General features: G+C 69.8%; 14 protein-coding genes. 8 read left to right on the plus strand and 6 right to left on the minus strand.

Annotation, left to right across the window (positions count from 1 at the left end):
* Positions 1 to 133: 133 nt before the first annotated feature.
* The gene (locus KIT89_RS07540) at positions 134 to 670 is read right to left on the minus strand and encodes a PH domain-containing protein (protein WP_297599850.1); all 537 of its coding nucleotides are present in this window, start codon (positions 668 to 670) and stop codon (positions 134 to 136) included.
* Between the two features lie 3 nt (positions 671 to 673).
* Positions 674 to 1,507 (minus strand): biotin--[acetyl-CoA-carboxylase] ligase, encoded by an 834-nt coding sequence (locus KIT89_RS07545; protein ID WP_297599853.1) that lies wholly within the window; start codon positions 1,505 to 1,507, stop codon positions 674 to 676.
* Between the two features lie 312 nt (positions 1,508 to 1,819).
* Between KIT89_RS07545 and KIT89_RS07550 the strand changes: the two genes are divergently transcribed.
* The 8 genes from KIT89_RS07550 to KIT89_RS07585 all read left to right on the plus strand — a co-directional run bounded on the left by KIT89_RS07550 (position 1,820) and on the right by KIT89_RS07585 (position 9,153).
* Complete coding sequence (locus KIT89_RS07550; protein WP_297599856.1) at positions 1,820 to 2,884, plus strand: nucleoside hydrolase; 1,065 nt, start codon at positions 1,820 to 1,822, stop codon at positions 2,882 to 2,884.
* Positions 2,885 to 2,952: 68 nt separating this feature from the next.
* On the plus strand, positions 2,953 to 3,783 hold the full coding sequence (locus KIT89_RS07555; protein WP_297599858.1) for an ECF transporter S component: 831 nt from the start codon (positions 2,953 to 2,955) through the stop codon (positions 3,781 to 3,783).
* Positions 3,784 to 3,802: 19 nt separating this feature from the next.
* Positions 3,803 to 4,579 (plus strand): energy-coupling factor transporter transmembrane protein EcfT, encoded by a 777-nt coding sequence (locus KIT89_RS07560; RefSeq protein ID WP_297599860.1) that lies wholly within the window; start codon positions 3,803 to 3,805, stop codon positions 4,577 to 4,579.
* Positions 4,576 to 5,427, plus strand: a complete 852-nt coding sequence (locus tag KIT89_RS07565; RefSeq protein ID WP_297599862.1) for an energy-coupling factor ABC transporter ATP-binding protein — start codon at positions 4,576 to 4,578, stop codon at positions 5,425 to 5,427. The genes KIT89_RS07560 and KIT89_RS07565 overlap by 4 nt, the downstream gene beginning before the upstream one ends.
* Entirely contained in the window at positions 5,424 to 6,251 is an 828-nt protein-coding gene (locus KIT89_RS07570; RefSeq protein ID WP_297599864.1) for an energy-coupling factor ABC transporter ATP-binding protein, read from the plus strand. The genes KIT89_RS07565 and KIT89_RS07570 overlap by 4 nt, the downstream gene beginning before the upstream one ends.
* Complete coding sequence (locus tag KIT89_RS07575) at positions 6,251 to 7,174, plus strand: hypothetical protein (RefSeq protein WP_297599867.1); 924 nt, start codon at positions 6,251 to 6,253, stop codon at positions 7,172 to 7,174. Before KIT89_RS07570 ends, KIT89_RS07575 begins: the two co-directional genes overlap by 1 nt.
* Positions 7,175 to 7,261: 87 nt before the next feature.
* Entirely contained in the window at positions 7,262 to 8,875 is a 1,614-nt protein-coding gene (locus KIT89_RS07580) for an acyl-CoA carboxylase subunit beta (RefSeq protein WP_297599870.1), read from the plus strand.
* A complete protein-coding gene (locus KIT89_RS07585; protein ID WP_297599873.1) occupies positions 8,872 to 9,153 on the plus strand; it encodes an acyl-CoA carboxylase subunit epsilon in 282 nt (93 codons plus the stop codon). Before KIT89_RS07580 ends, KIT89_RS07585 begins: the two co-directional genes overlap by 4 nt.
* A 346-nt stretch (positions 9,154 to 9,499) precedes the next feature.
* Here the strand turns inward: KIT89_RS07585 and KIT89_RS07590 are convergent, their stop codons facing one another.
* From KIT89_RS07590 to KIT89_RS07605, 4 genes are all read right to left on the minus strand, one after another.
* On the minus strand, positions 9,500 to 10,540 hold the full coding sequence (locus KIT89_RS07590) for a hypothetical protein (RefSeq protein WP_297599875.1): 1,041 nt from the start codon (positions 10,538 to 10,540) through the stop codon (positions 9,500 to 9,502).
* Positions 10,537 to 11,802: an ATP-binding protein gene (locus tag KIT89_RS07595; RefSeq protein ID WP_297599877.1), complete on the minus strand. Its 1,266-nt coding sequence runs from the start codon at positions 11,800 to 11,802 to the stop codon at positions 10,537 to 10,539. Before KIT89_RS07595 ends, KIT89_RS07590 begins: the two co-directional genes overlap by 4 nt.
* Positions 11,789 to 12,493, minus strand: a complete 705-nt coding sequence (locus tag KIT89_RS07600) for a response regulator transcription factor (protein ID WP_297603935.1) — start codon at positions 12,491 to 12,493, stop codon at positions 11,789 to 11,791. Before KIT89_RS07600 ends, KIT89_RS07595 begins: the two co-directional genes overlap by 14 nt.
* Positions 12,494 to 12,607: 114 nt before the next feature.
* Positions 12,608 to 13,840, minus strand: a complete 1,233-nt coding sequence (locus KIT89_RS07605) for a class I SAM-dependent RNA methyltransferase (protein WP_297599878.1) — start codon at positions 13,838 to 13,840, stop codon at positions 12,608 to 12,610.
* Between the last annotated feature and the right edge of the window lie 112 nt (positions 13,841 to 13,952).

Below are 13,952 nucleotides of genomic sequence, written 5' to 3' on the forward strand. Positions count from 1 at the left end.
GCGGCAGTCGACGATCGGGTGAACGGGCGGGGCGGGTCGGCGGGGCAGGGTGGAGCGGGTCGGTGGGGTGGGGTGGTTCGGCGGGGTGGGGTGCGTCGGCGCGGCAGGGTGGAGCGGGTCGGCGGGGTGGGGCTCAGCGGTCGGAGCGTGAGCGGCGCGACTCAGGGGCCGCGTCGTCGAGCGGACGACGCACGGTGGCGATCGACGTGGTGCTCGCCTCCATGAGGTCGCTCACCGCATCAGCGACGAGATCGGCTCGGGGAACATCCCGCATCAGAATCGGCCGATCGAGCCCCGTGTTCACGAGCACGTCTCCCGACCCGAACAGCGACTGCAGCCCCGAACGCCGCACCGTCACGTCGTGACCTCGGCTCAGCAGCACCTCTTTGCGGGTGCGGACGAGCAGCCCGCGCCGCAGCACGAGTCTGCGCGTCGTGATGAGGTACTGCGTGCTGAGCCAGCTCAGCAGCGGGAGCATCCAGAACACCCCGATCGCGACGACCGCGCCGAGCAGCGAGGCGAGCCGCTGCCACAGCTCGTCGAACGCGAAGGCCCCATACGAGCCGGCGCCGCTCGCCGCGACGAGCGCGAACGACGGAAAGACGAGTGCGCGCGCGTGAGGCCGCAAGCGCGCGATCGCACGCTCTGGCGGCCGAGCCTCCCCCGTCATGCCCTATTCATACCGCAGATGCGTGACGTCTCCTGCTGCCACGGCGATGCGAGTCGAACTCGGGTCAGTCGGCTGCACCACCAGGCAGCCGTCGTCGTCGAGCTCGACCGCTGTTCCGAGCAGCACTGGCAAGGCCGGGCGGTCGACGCGCACGGCGAGACCGAGCGTGTGCAGGTGAGGCTGCACGATGCCGCGCAGCTCGGCGGGGTCGTGCGCCGACCGCCACATCGCGATCAGGGGCAGCAGCTCGCTGAGGTAGGCGTCGAGGGCGCGATCGGTGAGCGAGTCGTCGACCGAGGCCCCTTCGAGGGCGAGCGAGGTGGCGGTCGGCACCGGCAGCTCGTCGCGCTGCATCGTCAGGTTGAGGCCGGCCCCGATGACGACGCCGTGGGGGGTGAGCTCGGTGAGGATTCCGCTGAGCTTCCGGCCATCGACCAGCACATCGTTGGGCCATTTGACGGATGCCCGAGGCACGCCCAGCGCGTGCGCGGCCCTGCACATGGCGACGCCCGCGACGAGGGGCAGCCAGCCGAGCCGACGCGGGTCGGGCGGGGTGGCGGGCGCCTCGGGCGAGGCGGAGGATGCGCGAGGCGGGGTGGCGAGCGCAGCGGACGACCTCGACGCCTGGCGCACGAAGACCGAGACGGCGAGCGCCGAGCCCGCCGGAGCCGACCAGGTGCGACCCAGCCGACCCTTGCCCGCGGTCTGCGTATCGGTCGCGAGCACGGTGAGATCGTCGAGCTGCGCAGCGCGGGCGACGAGCTCGCTGTTCGTCGACGGGCAGCTCTCTCGCCACTCGAGCGACTGCGCGACGGCTCGACTCTGGGGTACCTGCATGCTGCCAGCCTAGAAGCGCACGGTGGCGTGTGACGGCCGATGGGGTGCTCGAGGGGTGCACACAGCACGACACGCCCGCCACAGGGCGAGACTGTGGACACGGCTCGCGACCGCCAGTATGGTTACCGGCACCGGGCGTTCGCGACCGGCACCGGGCATCCGCCGACGTCGACGTGATCGCCCCCACTGAAACGGAGCCCTTGCTTTGACTGGATAGGTCGACGCCGCCACCGCCGCGCTCGACCCCCCTCATGACCACCTGGTCGTCGCTGTTCCGCATCGTCGCGGGTCAGCGCTGTGAGAGAAGGAACCATGTCAGAGACCCACTCCCGCACCCCCCTCATCGTCGACGTCGACACCGGCATCGATGACTCGCTCGCACTGCTGTACCTCATGGCGAGCCCCGAGGCCGAGATTCTGGCCATCACGTGCACGGCCGGCAACGTTCCGGCGCGGCAGGTGGCCACCAACAACCTGGCCTGGCTCGAGCTGTGCGGGGTCGACGGCATCGAGGTGGCGCTCGGCAGCGAAGTGCCGGTGCTCGCCCCGCTCATGACCACCGAAGAGACGCACGGCCCGCAGGGCATCGGCTATGCCGAGCTGCCCGCACCGACCACCACGATCAGCGAGCGGCACGCGACGCAGGTCTGGATCGATGCCGTGCGCAGCCGCCCCGGCGAGGTGGTCGGGCTCGTCACCGGCCCGCTCACGAACCTCGCGCTCGCGCTGCGCATCGACCCCGAGCTGCCGCAGCTGCTGAAGCGGCTCGTCATCATGGGCGGCAGCTTTCACCACTCGGGCAACACCACCCCGGTGAGCGAGTGGAACATCGCCGTCGACCCCGAGAGCGCCAAGATGGTGTTCGATGCGTTCAGCGGCCTGCCGCCCGAGCGCGCTCCGATCGTCTGCGCGCTCGACGTGACCGAGCGCATCGAGATGCGGCCCGAGCACCTGCAGCGCATCGCCGCCGCCATCGGAGATTCGGGGGCTGCGCTGAGCCCCGACACCCCCTTCGGCTCACGATCGCAGGCCAGCAACCCCGTGCTGCGGCACCTCACCGACGCGGTGCGGTTCTACTTCGAGTTTCACGTGACGCACGACCAGGGCTGGCTCGCGCACATGCACGACCCGTTCGCGGCGGCCGTCGCGCTGCACCCCGAGATGGCCACGCTCAAGCCGGCGACCGTCGACGTCGAGCTCGGCGGAACCCTCAGCCGAGGGCAGACGATCGCCGACTATGCGGGGCTGTGGGGCCGCGAGCCGAATGCCGCCATCGTCGTCGACACCGACCCCGCAGCGTTCTTCGACCACCTCATCGACCGCGTCGCCGCCCTGGCGTCGCGCGTCGGCGAGGCCGCGGGAGGTGCCGCGCGCTGACCCGCGCGCCCTGCCGTACACCCCAGCGGCCACGTGCCGCACACACAAACGAGTGCAAGGAGGCATTCATGAGTGGATCCACCCCGACCGTCGATGCGAATCGAACACGCAATCGCATCTTCGTGGCACTGGGCGCCGCCGTCATCGTGGCGACCTACCTCTATCTGATCCTGGTGCAGCCTGAAGAGCTCGCCGAGGGCGGGCTCGGCACGTCAGCCCTCATCGCCCTCGCCGGGTACCTCATCGGTGCGGCCCTCATCGCGGTCGGTGCCATCCACCGCCTGCCGACGGCCACGCTGAGCCTCATCCCGATCGCGATCGTGCTCAATATCGCGGTCGGCCAGCTGACCGCGGTGCTGGGCCTGCCGCTCTACCTCGACTCGATCGGCACCGTGCTGGTCGGAGTTCTGGCGGGGCCTGCGGCCGGTGCGGTGACGGGTGCCCTGACGAACGTCATCTGGGGCCTCACGATCGGCCCGATCGCGCTGCCGTTCGCGGTGACCGCGGTCGTGATCGGTGTGATGGCCGGCTACGCCGCCCGCCTGGGCATGTTCCGGCGCTTCTACCTCGCGCCCGTCGCCGGTTTCATCACCGGCATCGTCGCCGCCGTGGTCTCGGCCCCGATCGCCGCGTTCATCTTCGGTGGCGCGACGGGTGCGGGCACGGGTGCGCTCGTGGCGGCGTTCCAGGCGTGGGGCAATTCGCTGCTCGCGTCGACGACCCTGCAGGGCCTGCTGAGCGACCCGCTCGACAAGGTCATCACCTTCACGGTGGTCGTGATCATCTTGTTCGCGCTGCCGAGTCGATTGCGCGGCAGGTTCCCGTTCGTGCGCCAGTACAACGTGTTCGGCAAGGTGACCCCGGTCGCCCCCGCCGAACCTGAGGCGCCGAAGGCGTAGCCGACAGAAGAGACAAGCCGTGACGACCCTCTATCTCGAGCGCACCTCTGCGGTGCATCGCCTCAACCCGGTGACGAAGTTGGTGGCGCTGCTCGCCATCATCGCCATCGTGTTCGCGGTGCCGCAGTGGTGGGTTCCGCTCGCGATCGTGGTGCTCGTCGTGGTGCCTGCCGCCGCACTCGCCCGAGTCGGCGGCAGGCTCTTCCGGCTGTTCCTGATTCTGCTGCTGCCCCTGCTCGTGGTGCTGTTCATCGTGCAGGGCTTCTTCTTCCCAGACGCGACGACGGTGCTGTGGCAGTGGGGGCCGGCCCGGCTCTCGGTCGAGGGCCTCGTGTTCTCGCTCACGATCGGCTCCAGGCTGAGTGCGCTCGTGCTCGGCGCGCTCGTCTTCGTGCTGACCACGCACCCTGCCCGACTGATGACCGCGCTCACGCAGGCGGGCATGAGCCCCAAGATCGCCTACGTCATCAGCGCGAGCCTGCAGATCATTCCGGCGTTTCAAGAGCGTGCGCGCAGCATCCTGCTCGCCCAGCAGGCCAGGGGCCTTGAGATCGTCGGCGGACCGATTCGCCGTGCCCGCGCCCTGCTGCCGCTCATCGGCCCGCTCGTGCTGGGCATGATCACCGACGTCGACGAGAGGTCGACCGCGATGGAGGCTCGCGCGTTCGGCGCCACGCCGCGGCCCACGAGCCTGACCGTCGTCGACGACCCGATCGCCGAGCGCATCGGCCGGTGGCTGCTCGCCGCGACCGCTGCCGCCGTCATCGTACTCGTGGTGCTGGGGGTGATCGCGTGATCGAACTGCGCGGCGTCGCCTACGCCTACGAAGACGCGCCGGCGTTCACGCTCGCGCACCTCGACCTCGACGTCGCCGCCGGCTCGATCACTGGCATCGTCGGAGCCTCGGGCAGCGGCAAGACGACGCTCGCGAAGATCATCGCCGGGTTCATTCCCGCGACCGAGGGCGGCACCTACCGGGGCACCGCGAGCGTCGCGGGCCGCGTGCTTGCCGATGGCACGCTGAGCGAAGCGGTCGACGTCGTCGGGCTCGTCACCCAGAACCCCTTCAACCAGATCTCGGGCGCCCGCTTCACGGTGCGCGAAGAGATCGCGTTCGGCCTCGAGAACCGCTCGGTCGAGCGCGCAGAGATGATCGAGAGAGTGGATGCTGTGGCCGACACCCTCGGGCTCGGCCCGCTGCTCGACCGCTCGCCCTACGCGCTCTCGGGCGGGCAGATGCAGCTCGTGGCGATCGCGTCGATGGTCGTCATGGCTCCGACCGTGCTCGTCATGGACGAACCCACCTCGCAGCTCGACCCCGCCGGCACCCGCATGGTCTACGACGTGCTCGAGCGGCTGAGCGAGGCCGGAACGACCGTGGTGATCATCGAGCACAAGACCGAGCTGCTGCACGAGCACTGCGACGCCATCGCCGTGCTCGCGGGCGGGCGCATCGTGCTCACGGGCAGCCCCGGCACCGTCTTCGCCGACGACAGGCTGAGCTCGTGGGGGGTCGGGCAGACGCGCATCACGCGAGCGGCGCGCGAGGCGCGCGACCGCGGGCTGCTCGCGCCGGCAACGGCACTGCCCGTGAGCGTGAGCGACGCGGTCGCGGTGTTCGGCGACGAAGGGTCGGGGCGATGAGCGAGCGGCACGATCTGACCGTGCAGATCTCGGGGCTGCGCCACACCTACGAGAGCGGAGTCGAAGCGGTCGCCGGCGTCGACCTGACCATCGCGCCCGCTGAGCGACTGGCCATCGTCGGCCAGAACGGCGCGGGCAAGACCACGCTGGTTCGGCACCTCAACGGCATGGTGCGCCCCACCGAGGGCACCGTGCAGATCGGCGACTGGAACACCGCAGACAAGTCGATCGCCGAACTGTCACACCGCGTCGGCTACGTCTTTCAGAACCCCGACGAGCAGATCTTCGCTCGCACGGTCAGCGCCGACGTGGCCTTCGGGCCGAAGAACCTGGGGGTCGACGACGACGAGGTCACCGCCCGAGTCGCCGACGCCCTCGACGCGGTCGGCCTGGCCCACGAGGCAGACGCGCACCCGCACCACTTGTCGCTGAGCGAGCGCAAGCGCGTCGCCATCGCCGCCGTGCTCGCCATGCAGGCGCCGATCGTCGTGCTCGACGAGCCCACGACGGGGCAAGACGAGGCCGGCGTGCACCTGATCTCGCGCATCATCGACGACCTCGCCGCGCGCGGGCGCACCGTCGTGGCGATCACGCACGACATGGATTTCTGCGTCGAGAACTTCGACCGCGTCGTCGTTATGGCCCGCGGCACGGTGCGCGCCGACGGTCGTGCCGCCGAGGTGTTCGCGGGCCGTGAGGCGCTCGAGGCCGCCGCCGTCGAACCGCCGCAGCTCGCGAGGCTCGCACGCGCACTCGGCTGGCGCGAAGCACCCGTCGACCCCGTGCAGTTCGTCGACGCGCTCGAGCGGCGCAGGAGAGCCTGATGCCGGGGCTCACGTGGCTCGCGCTCGTCGCGAGCGGGCTGCTCGGCGTCACCGACTTTCTCGGCGGAGTGCTGTCGCGGCGCATTCCGCTCATCATCGTGCTGCTGGGCTCGCAAGCGGTCGCCGCCCTCGCCGTGTCGACTCGGCTCATCGTCGAGCCGCTCGACCTCGCCGACGCCAACGCCGTGCAGTGGGGCGTCATCGGCGGGCTCGGAACCGCCGTGGGGGTGTCGGCACTCTTCCGCGCTCTGGCGATCGGCACGATGGGGGTCGTAGCTCCGATCACCTCGCTGTCGGTCGTCGTGCCCGTCATGGTGGGGGTCGGTTCGGGCGACGCGGTGACGGGCATCCTGGCCCTCGGTCTCGTCGTCGCCATCATCGGCACCGTGCTCGCGAGCGGGCCAGAAGTGCGCTCGCGCGAGGGCGGCGACGAAGTGCACCGGCACCGCGTGCAGTCGATCATGCTCGCCTTCACCGCAGCTGCCGGGTTCGGTCTCGCGAACGTCTCGGTGGCCCTCGGCAGCGCCACGAGCATCACGACGACGCTCATCGTGAACACGGGCGTGGTGCTCGCGCTCTATGTGCTGGCGCTGTCGGTGTGGGTGCACGTGCGCCTGCGCGGTGCCGCCGCGCGGCTGCACGCCGGCCGGCCGGTGAGCCCCGCGCTGCTGCCGCACCCGGTGCGCGGGCGCGACCTGCTCGGCATCGCCGCGATCGGGCTGCTCGGCTACCTGGCCAACGTCTGCTTCGCCCTCGCGAGCCAGGCAGGAGCCCTCAGCGTCGTCGGCGTGCTCGCCTCGCTCTACCCCGTGGTCACCGCGCTGCTCGGCTGGCGCGTGCTCGGCGAGCGGCTGCTGCGCGTGCAGGTGGTCGGCGTGATCGCGGTCTTCATCGGCGTCGCCACGATCGCCGCGACTGCCTGACCAGCATCGCGCGCACACAAGGCCGGGCCGTGTTTTGTGGATGATCGCCAACGATGCCCGGCACTCTTCGGTCGATAGGCTGACACGGTGACCGACGACACCAGCTCTGCCACTCCTTCGGCCCCCGACCTCTCGACCACGGCCGGCAAGATCGCCGACCTGAAGGTGCGCTACCACGAGGCGGTCACCGCCAGTGGTGAGGCCGCCATCGAGAAGCAGCACGCCAAGGGCAAGATGACGGCGCGCGAGCGCATCGACACGCTGCTCGACCACGGCAGCTTCGTCGAGCTCGACGAGTTCGTGCGCCACCGCACGCACGCCTTCGGCATGGAGGCGAAGCGGCCGTACGGCGACGCCGTCGTCACGGGCACCGGCACCGTGCACGGCCGCCAGGTGGCCGTCTACAGCCAAGACTTCACGATCTTCGGCGGCTCGCTCGGCGAGGTCGCCGGCGAGAAGATCATCAAGGTCATGGAGCTCGCGCTCAAGACCGGCGTGCCGATCATCGGCATTCTCGACTCGGGCGGCGCGCGCATTCAAGAGGGAGTCGTGGCGCTCGGCAAGTATGGCGAGATCTTTCGGCGCAACACCGCGGCGAGCGGCGTGATTCCGCAGATCTCGATCATCTGCGGCCCCGCGGCCGGCGGCGCCGTCTACTCGCCCGCGCTCACCGACTTCGTCATCATGGTCGACAAAACCAGCCAGATGTTCGTCACCGGCCCCGACGTGATCAAGACCGTCACGGGCGAAGACGTCGGCATGGAAGAACTCGGCGGCGCCCTCACCCACAACCGCGTCTCGGGCGTCTCGCACTACCTCGCGAGCGACGAGCACGACGCCTTCGACTACGCGCGGGCCCTGCTGAGCTACCTGCCAGACAACAACCTCGCCGAGCTGCCGCAGTACGAAGCCTCGGCAGAGCTCGAGATCACAGACGCCGATCGCAAGCTCAACACGATCATTCCCGACAGCCCGAATCAGCCGTACGACGTCATCGACATCATCGACCACGTCGTCGACGAGGGCTCGTTTCTCGAGGTGCAGCCGCTCTTCGCCCCCAACATCGTCATCGGCTTCGCCCGGGTCGAGGGGCGCAGCGTGGGCGTCATCGCCAACCAGCCCAACGCCATGGCGGGCACGCTCAACATCGACGCCGGCGAGAAGGCCAGTCGCTTCGTGCGCTTCTGCGACGCCTTCTCGATCCCCATCCTCACCCTCGTCGACGTGCCCGGGTATCTGCCGGGCACCGATCAGGAGTGGACGGGCGTCATCAGGCGCGGTGCGAAGCTGCTCTACGCCTACGCCGAGGCGACCGTGCCGCTCGTGACCGTCATCACGCGCAAGGCCTACGGCGGCGCCTACATCGTGATGGGCTCGAAGCAGCTCGGGGCCGACATGAACCTGGCGTGGCCGACGGCCGAGATCGCCGTCATGGGCGGGCAGGGTGCGGTGAACATCCTGTACCGCGACCAGATCAAGGCGGCAGAAGCGGCAGGCGACGACGTCGCGGCCGTGCGCACCCGGCTGGCGAACGAGTACACCTACAACGTGGCGAGCCCGTTTCTGGCCGCTGAGCGGGGCGAGCTCGACGGCATCATCGAGCCCGCCGCGACGCGCGGCGCCATCATCAAGGCGCTGCGCGCGCTCAAGGGCAAGCGGGCGAGCCTGCCGCCCAAGAAGCATGGGAACATTCCGCTGTGAGCGCGCGGGCTGAGTCGCCAGGCGACGGGGTGGATGCCGCGCTCACGCCGCACGAGGCCGCACCGGTCATGCGCGTCATCACCGGCAGCCCCACCGCCGACGAGCTCGCGGCGACCCACGCCGTCATCACCGCCGTGCTCGCCGCTCAGGCGAGCGAGGGCGCGAGCCGTGTCGCGCCGCGCACCGACGAGTGGACTCGGGGCGCCCGGCAGATGCGCGGGCTGCTCTCGCCCGGCCCCGGAGCGTGGGGCGCCAGCCGGGGCGCTCGCGGCTGCTAGCACGCCGACACGCTCGGTTCGGGGCTCGGATGTACCCCCATTTCGGGGGATATGTACCCCGGTCTGCGTCACATTCGTGTCTCACAGCCTCGTATTTCCGGCATTATGAGCGCTGCTCAAAGCTAACTTGTCCCCCACGTGTCCCCCAAAATGACGACTAGGCGCGAGACGGCAGCTTCGACACCATAGTCATGTCAGGTGATGCTCTTTGAGCTCACCCACCCATCACCACAGCCGCACGGGTAGCGGACAGTGATTGGGGGGCGAGGTAGGGCCGCATTCGGGTTGCTGCTCTACCTCGATATGTTGCGAAGGGCCGGAGTTGGGTACTCCGGCCCTTCGATCATTAACCCGTAGTCCTTGGTATCTCGAGCCAGAGATCGACCGAGTCGTCTTCGTCGTCGTCGCGCGACTGCCCCAGATCACGCGCGTGACTGTCATCGATCAGCGTCAGTCCCACCACCGTGACGGCGACGTCGGAGTCGGCCGGCGCCGTGCGGGCGATCACGCGCGACGCCTGCGTCGAGCGGATGGCATCGGCGAGCGTCGACAGCACTCGCTCGCGGTTGACGTCGTCGAGATCGTCGAGCCCGCCCTCGTCGAGCAGGTTGACCGTGACCCCTCGACGCCGCGCCGCCATCACCTCGGTGCGCACGGCGTCGTTGAGCAAGAGCCGCCCACGGATCTCGTCGCGGATCGCCCCCTCAAGGTGCAGGCACTCGCGCCGCTGATCGTCGGTCAGGTCGCCACCAGACTGCTCGATGATCTGCAGCATGGGCACCGCCGTGGTGCCGGTCTGGCCGAGCCTGAACTGCCGCTCGTAGAGGTGCGCCTCTTGCGCCGCCTGCCAGTCGGTGGCCTCGCGCTCGGCGCGCGCGAAACGAGCCGCATCGCTCGAGGCCTTCAGCAGCGCGCGAGACAGGATGTGCGACACGGCCACCCAGGCCGCGCTGCCGATCACTCCGATGCCGAGCAGCAGCCCGGGCCCGCCCCAGACGATCGTCTGCACGACGAGCGCGGCGATGCCGATCCAGGCGTAGAGGTGACGCCGTCGAGTCGACGTGATCGTCATGAGGGTTCCGACCGCCGCCACATACCAGGTGGCGTAGCCGAGCCCTCCCTCGCGCGCAGTGTCAAGCTGCGGCGTGATGAGCAGCGTCATCGCGATGCACACGAGCACGTTCGCGATCGCCATCGCCGTGGGCATGCGCTCGGGCTGCCCCGGCAGCAGACTGATCGCCGTCGCCATGGCGTAGAGGGCCATCGCGGCGACGACGGGCAGCGGATTCGCGGGCACATCGATCGTGTAGAGCCCGAGCACGATGTGGTAGGCCGAGAAGATGGCCGCCATCGTGACGATGAGCGAGCGAGGCACCCCGATTCTCATGCGTCGCCCTCACCCTCGAGGTCGGCTCTGTCGCCCTCTGGCGAGAAGTGCGGCCAGACCAGCGTCACCACGGCGCCCTTGCCGACAGACGACTCGATGGTGGCATGCCCTCCAGCACTGGCCGTGCGCTCGATGATCGACCGGCGCACCCCGAGCCGAGCATCCGGAATCTGATCGAGCTCGAAACCGCGCCCGTTGTCGCCGACCTCGATCTCGATCGCGCCGCCGTGCACGCCAGACACCTTGAGCCACCGGCGCACCTCGGGCCCGCCAGCGTGCTGCACGCTGTTCACCATCGCCTGCACGGCAGCCGAATAGAGCGCTTCGGCCTGCGCAGACGGAATCACCCGGGTGTCGAGCGAGCGAACGCGAATGGCGAAGACCGCCTGCAGCTCGCGGGCCGTGCCCACGATGCGGTCGGCGAGCTGACGCAGCCGCACCGTCGTGCCGTCGTCTGGCGACACGAGGGCGGCCTCGCGCAAGTGCTGCATCGCATTCGTCGCCATCTGCGCCGACAGGGCCTTCTGCTCGGGCGACTCGGCGCGAGCGGCCGTCAGCAGCGTCGTCAGCACGCTGTCGTGCACGATCGAGTCGACGTGCACGCGCTCGACCTCGGTGGCGTGCTGGCGCACCGCGCGGGCGTAGCGGTCGATCGCCGCCCCCTGCGCCTCATCGACCGAGCTCGCGGCGACACGCGTCATCGTGACGATCACCAGCACGGCGCCACCGAGAATGATCGCGTAGACGGCGTCGAACAGCCCGAGCTCCCAGGGGGCGCCGCCCCCCGCGGGCGTCACACGGATCACCCCGTAGATGAGCGGCACCACGATGAGGTAGATGAGCGCACGCCGCACCGTGAACCCGATGGCCGCCGTCGCCGTGGCGACCGTCGTCAACTGATAGAGCCAGTGGTTGCCGACCTGCGTGACGGCAGGGTCGGCGAGAAAGAACGGCCAGGTCAGGAGCGCGGCGACGTAGACGAACGACACGAGCAGGTGCGAACCCCGAACCCACCGCTTGATGCTCGAGCAGAACAGGGCGACGACGAGCGAGCCGAACACCGCACCGACCGTGATCGCCGACCACAGCGGCTGGCCGAGCTCATACTGCCCGAGCAGCAGCGGAACAGCCTGCAGGCCGAAGACGATGCCGAACCAGGCGACCGAGCGCGAGATGACCGTGTCGACCCTCTTGCGACTGATCGGGCTGCGAGGGGCCTTGGTCGCGCTCACCGCAGTGGCGACCGGGCTAGGCCGACTCATCACCGTCAGCGTCGAGGCCGGGAAGGATGCCGTCTTCGACGGCGCGGCGCAGCAGGTCGACCTTCGTCGGCGCGGGGCGACCGACCTCGACATACTTCGCGCGGATGCGATCGAGATACTCTCGCGCCGTCGAATAGCCGATGCCGAGCTGCTGCGCGGCGAGCTTCAACGGCAGCCCGCTCGCATAGAGGTGCAGAATCTCGCGCTCGCGCCGCCCCAGCTGCGCTTTCGCGAAGTCGCGGTCGGCGTCGATCGCGCTCGCCCACTCGAGGTTGTTGAGCACTTCGCCGCGCGCGACCGTCTCGGCAGCCGCGATGACCGTGCTCGTCGCCGACGACTTCGGAATCACGCCGGCGGCCCCGGCCGCGAGAGCCTCGCGCACGCTCGCCACGCGATCGGCGATCGAGTGCACGAGCACCGCCGAGCCGGTGGCCTGCACCGCCTTGACGTTCTCGGTCACGCTCGACCCGTCGCCGAGCGACAGATCGAGCACCACGACGTCGGCTTCACGCCCATCGAGCAGCTCGACGAACTCTGGCACGCTCGCCGCCGTCAGCAGCACGTCGAAACCAGCGTGGGTGAACGCGGCCTCGAGACCGAGTCGAACCGACTCGTGGTCGTCGACGACCGCGACGCGCACCTGCTTGCTGCTGGAAGCCACCACGAGAGCTGAACCGTACCCTTTGCCGATCGTGGTGCCGATGCCGAGGGGGTTCGGCCGCACCCGTGCCCCCTATGTTAGTGGCGCAGCGACCTTCTCGGCGGGATGCGGCGCGCGGCAATTTCTTCGCAGCCGAGGGCCCGCTCAGGCCCGAACGAGCGTCGCGACCGCCTCGACGTGGTGGGTGTGCGGGAAGAGATCGAATGCCCGGATGCGCGACAGCGAATAGCCGGCCTGCGCCGCGAGGGCGACATCGCGTGCCAGCGCCACCGGATCGCAGGCGACATAGACCAGTTGCGCGGGTTCGAGCGACGTCAGCAGGCCCATCACCTCGGTGCCCGCTCCTGACCGCGGGGGGTCGAGCACGACGGTCGCCGACCGCAGCCGCCCCCGATCACCCGCTGACGCCGACGAGGCGAGCGACCGCAGCCAGCGGTCGACGCGACCGCTCTCTGCCGAGGCCCCCAGCCACTCGGCGAGATTCTCGCTCGCGTGATCGGTGGCGCGCTCGTCAGACTCGACGCTCGTGATGCGCGTGCTGGCGCCGAAACGGTCGGCGACCGCGGCGGCCAGCAGACCGACACCGCCGTAGAGGTCGAGGTTGTCGGCGCGCGGGTCGAACAGCGACTCATCGATGGCCTGTTGCACAGCATCGGTCAGGGCAACCGCCGCCGAACGGTGCACCTGCCAGAAGCCGGTGTCGTCGAGCCTGAACACTCGCTCGCCGACGCGCTCGGTGATCACCGTGGGCTTCTGATCGCCGAGCACCAGCCGAGCGTCGCCCCCGCTCGGCGCGAGCACGTCGACGGTGTCATAGCCGAGAAACCGCTCGGCGAACGGAGCCGCGGCCTGCACGGCGGGGGTCGCGAGGGGAGCATCCGTCACCGGAATCACCGAATGCGAGCGCGACGCCATCGGGCCCAGGCGGCCCTGATCGTCGACGTGCAGGCGAATGCGCGTGCGCCAGCCGAGGCCGTTCACGGCGTCGTCGCCCGGCAGCGCCTCGACGACGACATCAGACTCGAGACCCGCCATGCGCTGCAGCGCCTCGGCGAGCACCTGCCGCTTGAGCTCGCGCTGGTGTTCGAGCGCGATGTGGCCGAACTCGGCACCACCGGCCCGGCCACGAGGGTCGCGGTCGATCGCCGCCGCGCCCCAGATGTGGTCGCGGCGGTGCTCGCTCGGCGAGAGCACCTCGATGGCGTCGGCGCGCCAGAAGCTCTTCTTGCGATCGTCGCTCACGCGGGCGCGCACCGTCTCGCCCGGAATCGCGTCGCTCACGAAGACCACTCGGCCGTCGAGTCGACCCACGGCGATGCCGCCGTGCGCGATCTTGTCGACGGTCAACTCGATCTCAGTGCCGATGTGCTCACCCATGTCTCAACCCTAGGTGCCCGCTCCATTCGCAACTCAGGCTGGCGGGCCGGTCGTGCCCGAGCAACCGGGCACATCGGGCCGCTGAGCCTGAGTTGCGAACACCACACGTAGC

Source organism: Microcella sp. (assembly GCF_025808395.1).
Taxonomy (GTDB): Bacteria; Actinomycetota; Actinomycetes; order Actinomycetales; family Microbacteriaceae; genus Microcella.

Coding starts and splice junctions, on each gene's coding strand:
- KIT89_RS07540 (WP_297599850.1), bottom strand. CDS start 670: ATGACGGGGGAGGCTCGGCCGCCAGAGCGTGCGATCGCGCGCTTGCGG.
- KIT89_RS07545 (WP_297599853.1), bottom strand. CDS start 1,507: ATGCAGGTACCCCAGAGTCGAGCCGTCGCGCAGTCGCTCGAGTGGCGA.
- KIT89_RS07550 (WP_297599856.1), top strand. CDS start 1,820: ATGTCAGAGACCCACTCCCGCACCCCCCTCATCGTCGACGTCGACACC.
- KIT89_RS07555 (WP_297599858.1), top strand. CDS start 2,953: ATGAGTGGATCCACCCCGACCGTCGATGCGAATCGAACACGCAATCGC.
- KIT89_RS07570 (WP_297599864.1), top strand. CDS start 5,424: ATGAGCGAGCGGCACGATCTGACCGTGCAGATCTCGGGGCTGCGCCAC.
- KIT89_RS07575 (WP_297599867.1), top strand. CDS start 6,251: ATGCCGGGGCTCACGTGGCTCGCGCTCGTCGCGAGCGGGCTGCTCGGC.
- KIT89_RS07590 (WP_297599875.1), bottom strand. CDS start 10,540: ATGAGAATCGGGGTGCCTCGCTCGCTCATCGTCACGATGGCGGCCATC.
- KIT89_RS07595 (WP_297599877.1), bottom strand. CDS start 11,802: ATGAGTCGGCCTAGCCCGGTCGCCACTGCGGTGAGCGCGACCAAGGCC.
- KIT89_RS07605 (WP_297599878.1), bottom strand. CDS start 13,840: ATGGGTGAGCACATCGGCACTGAGATCGAGTTGACCGTCGACAAGATC.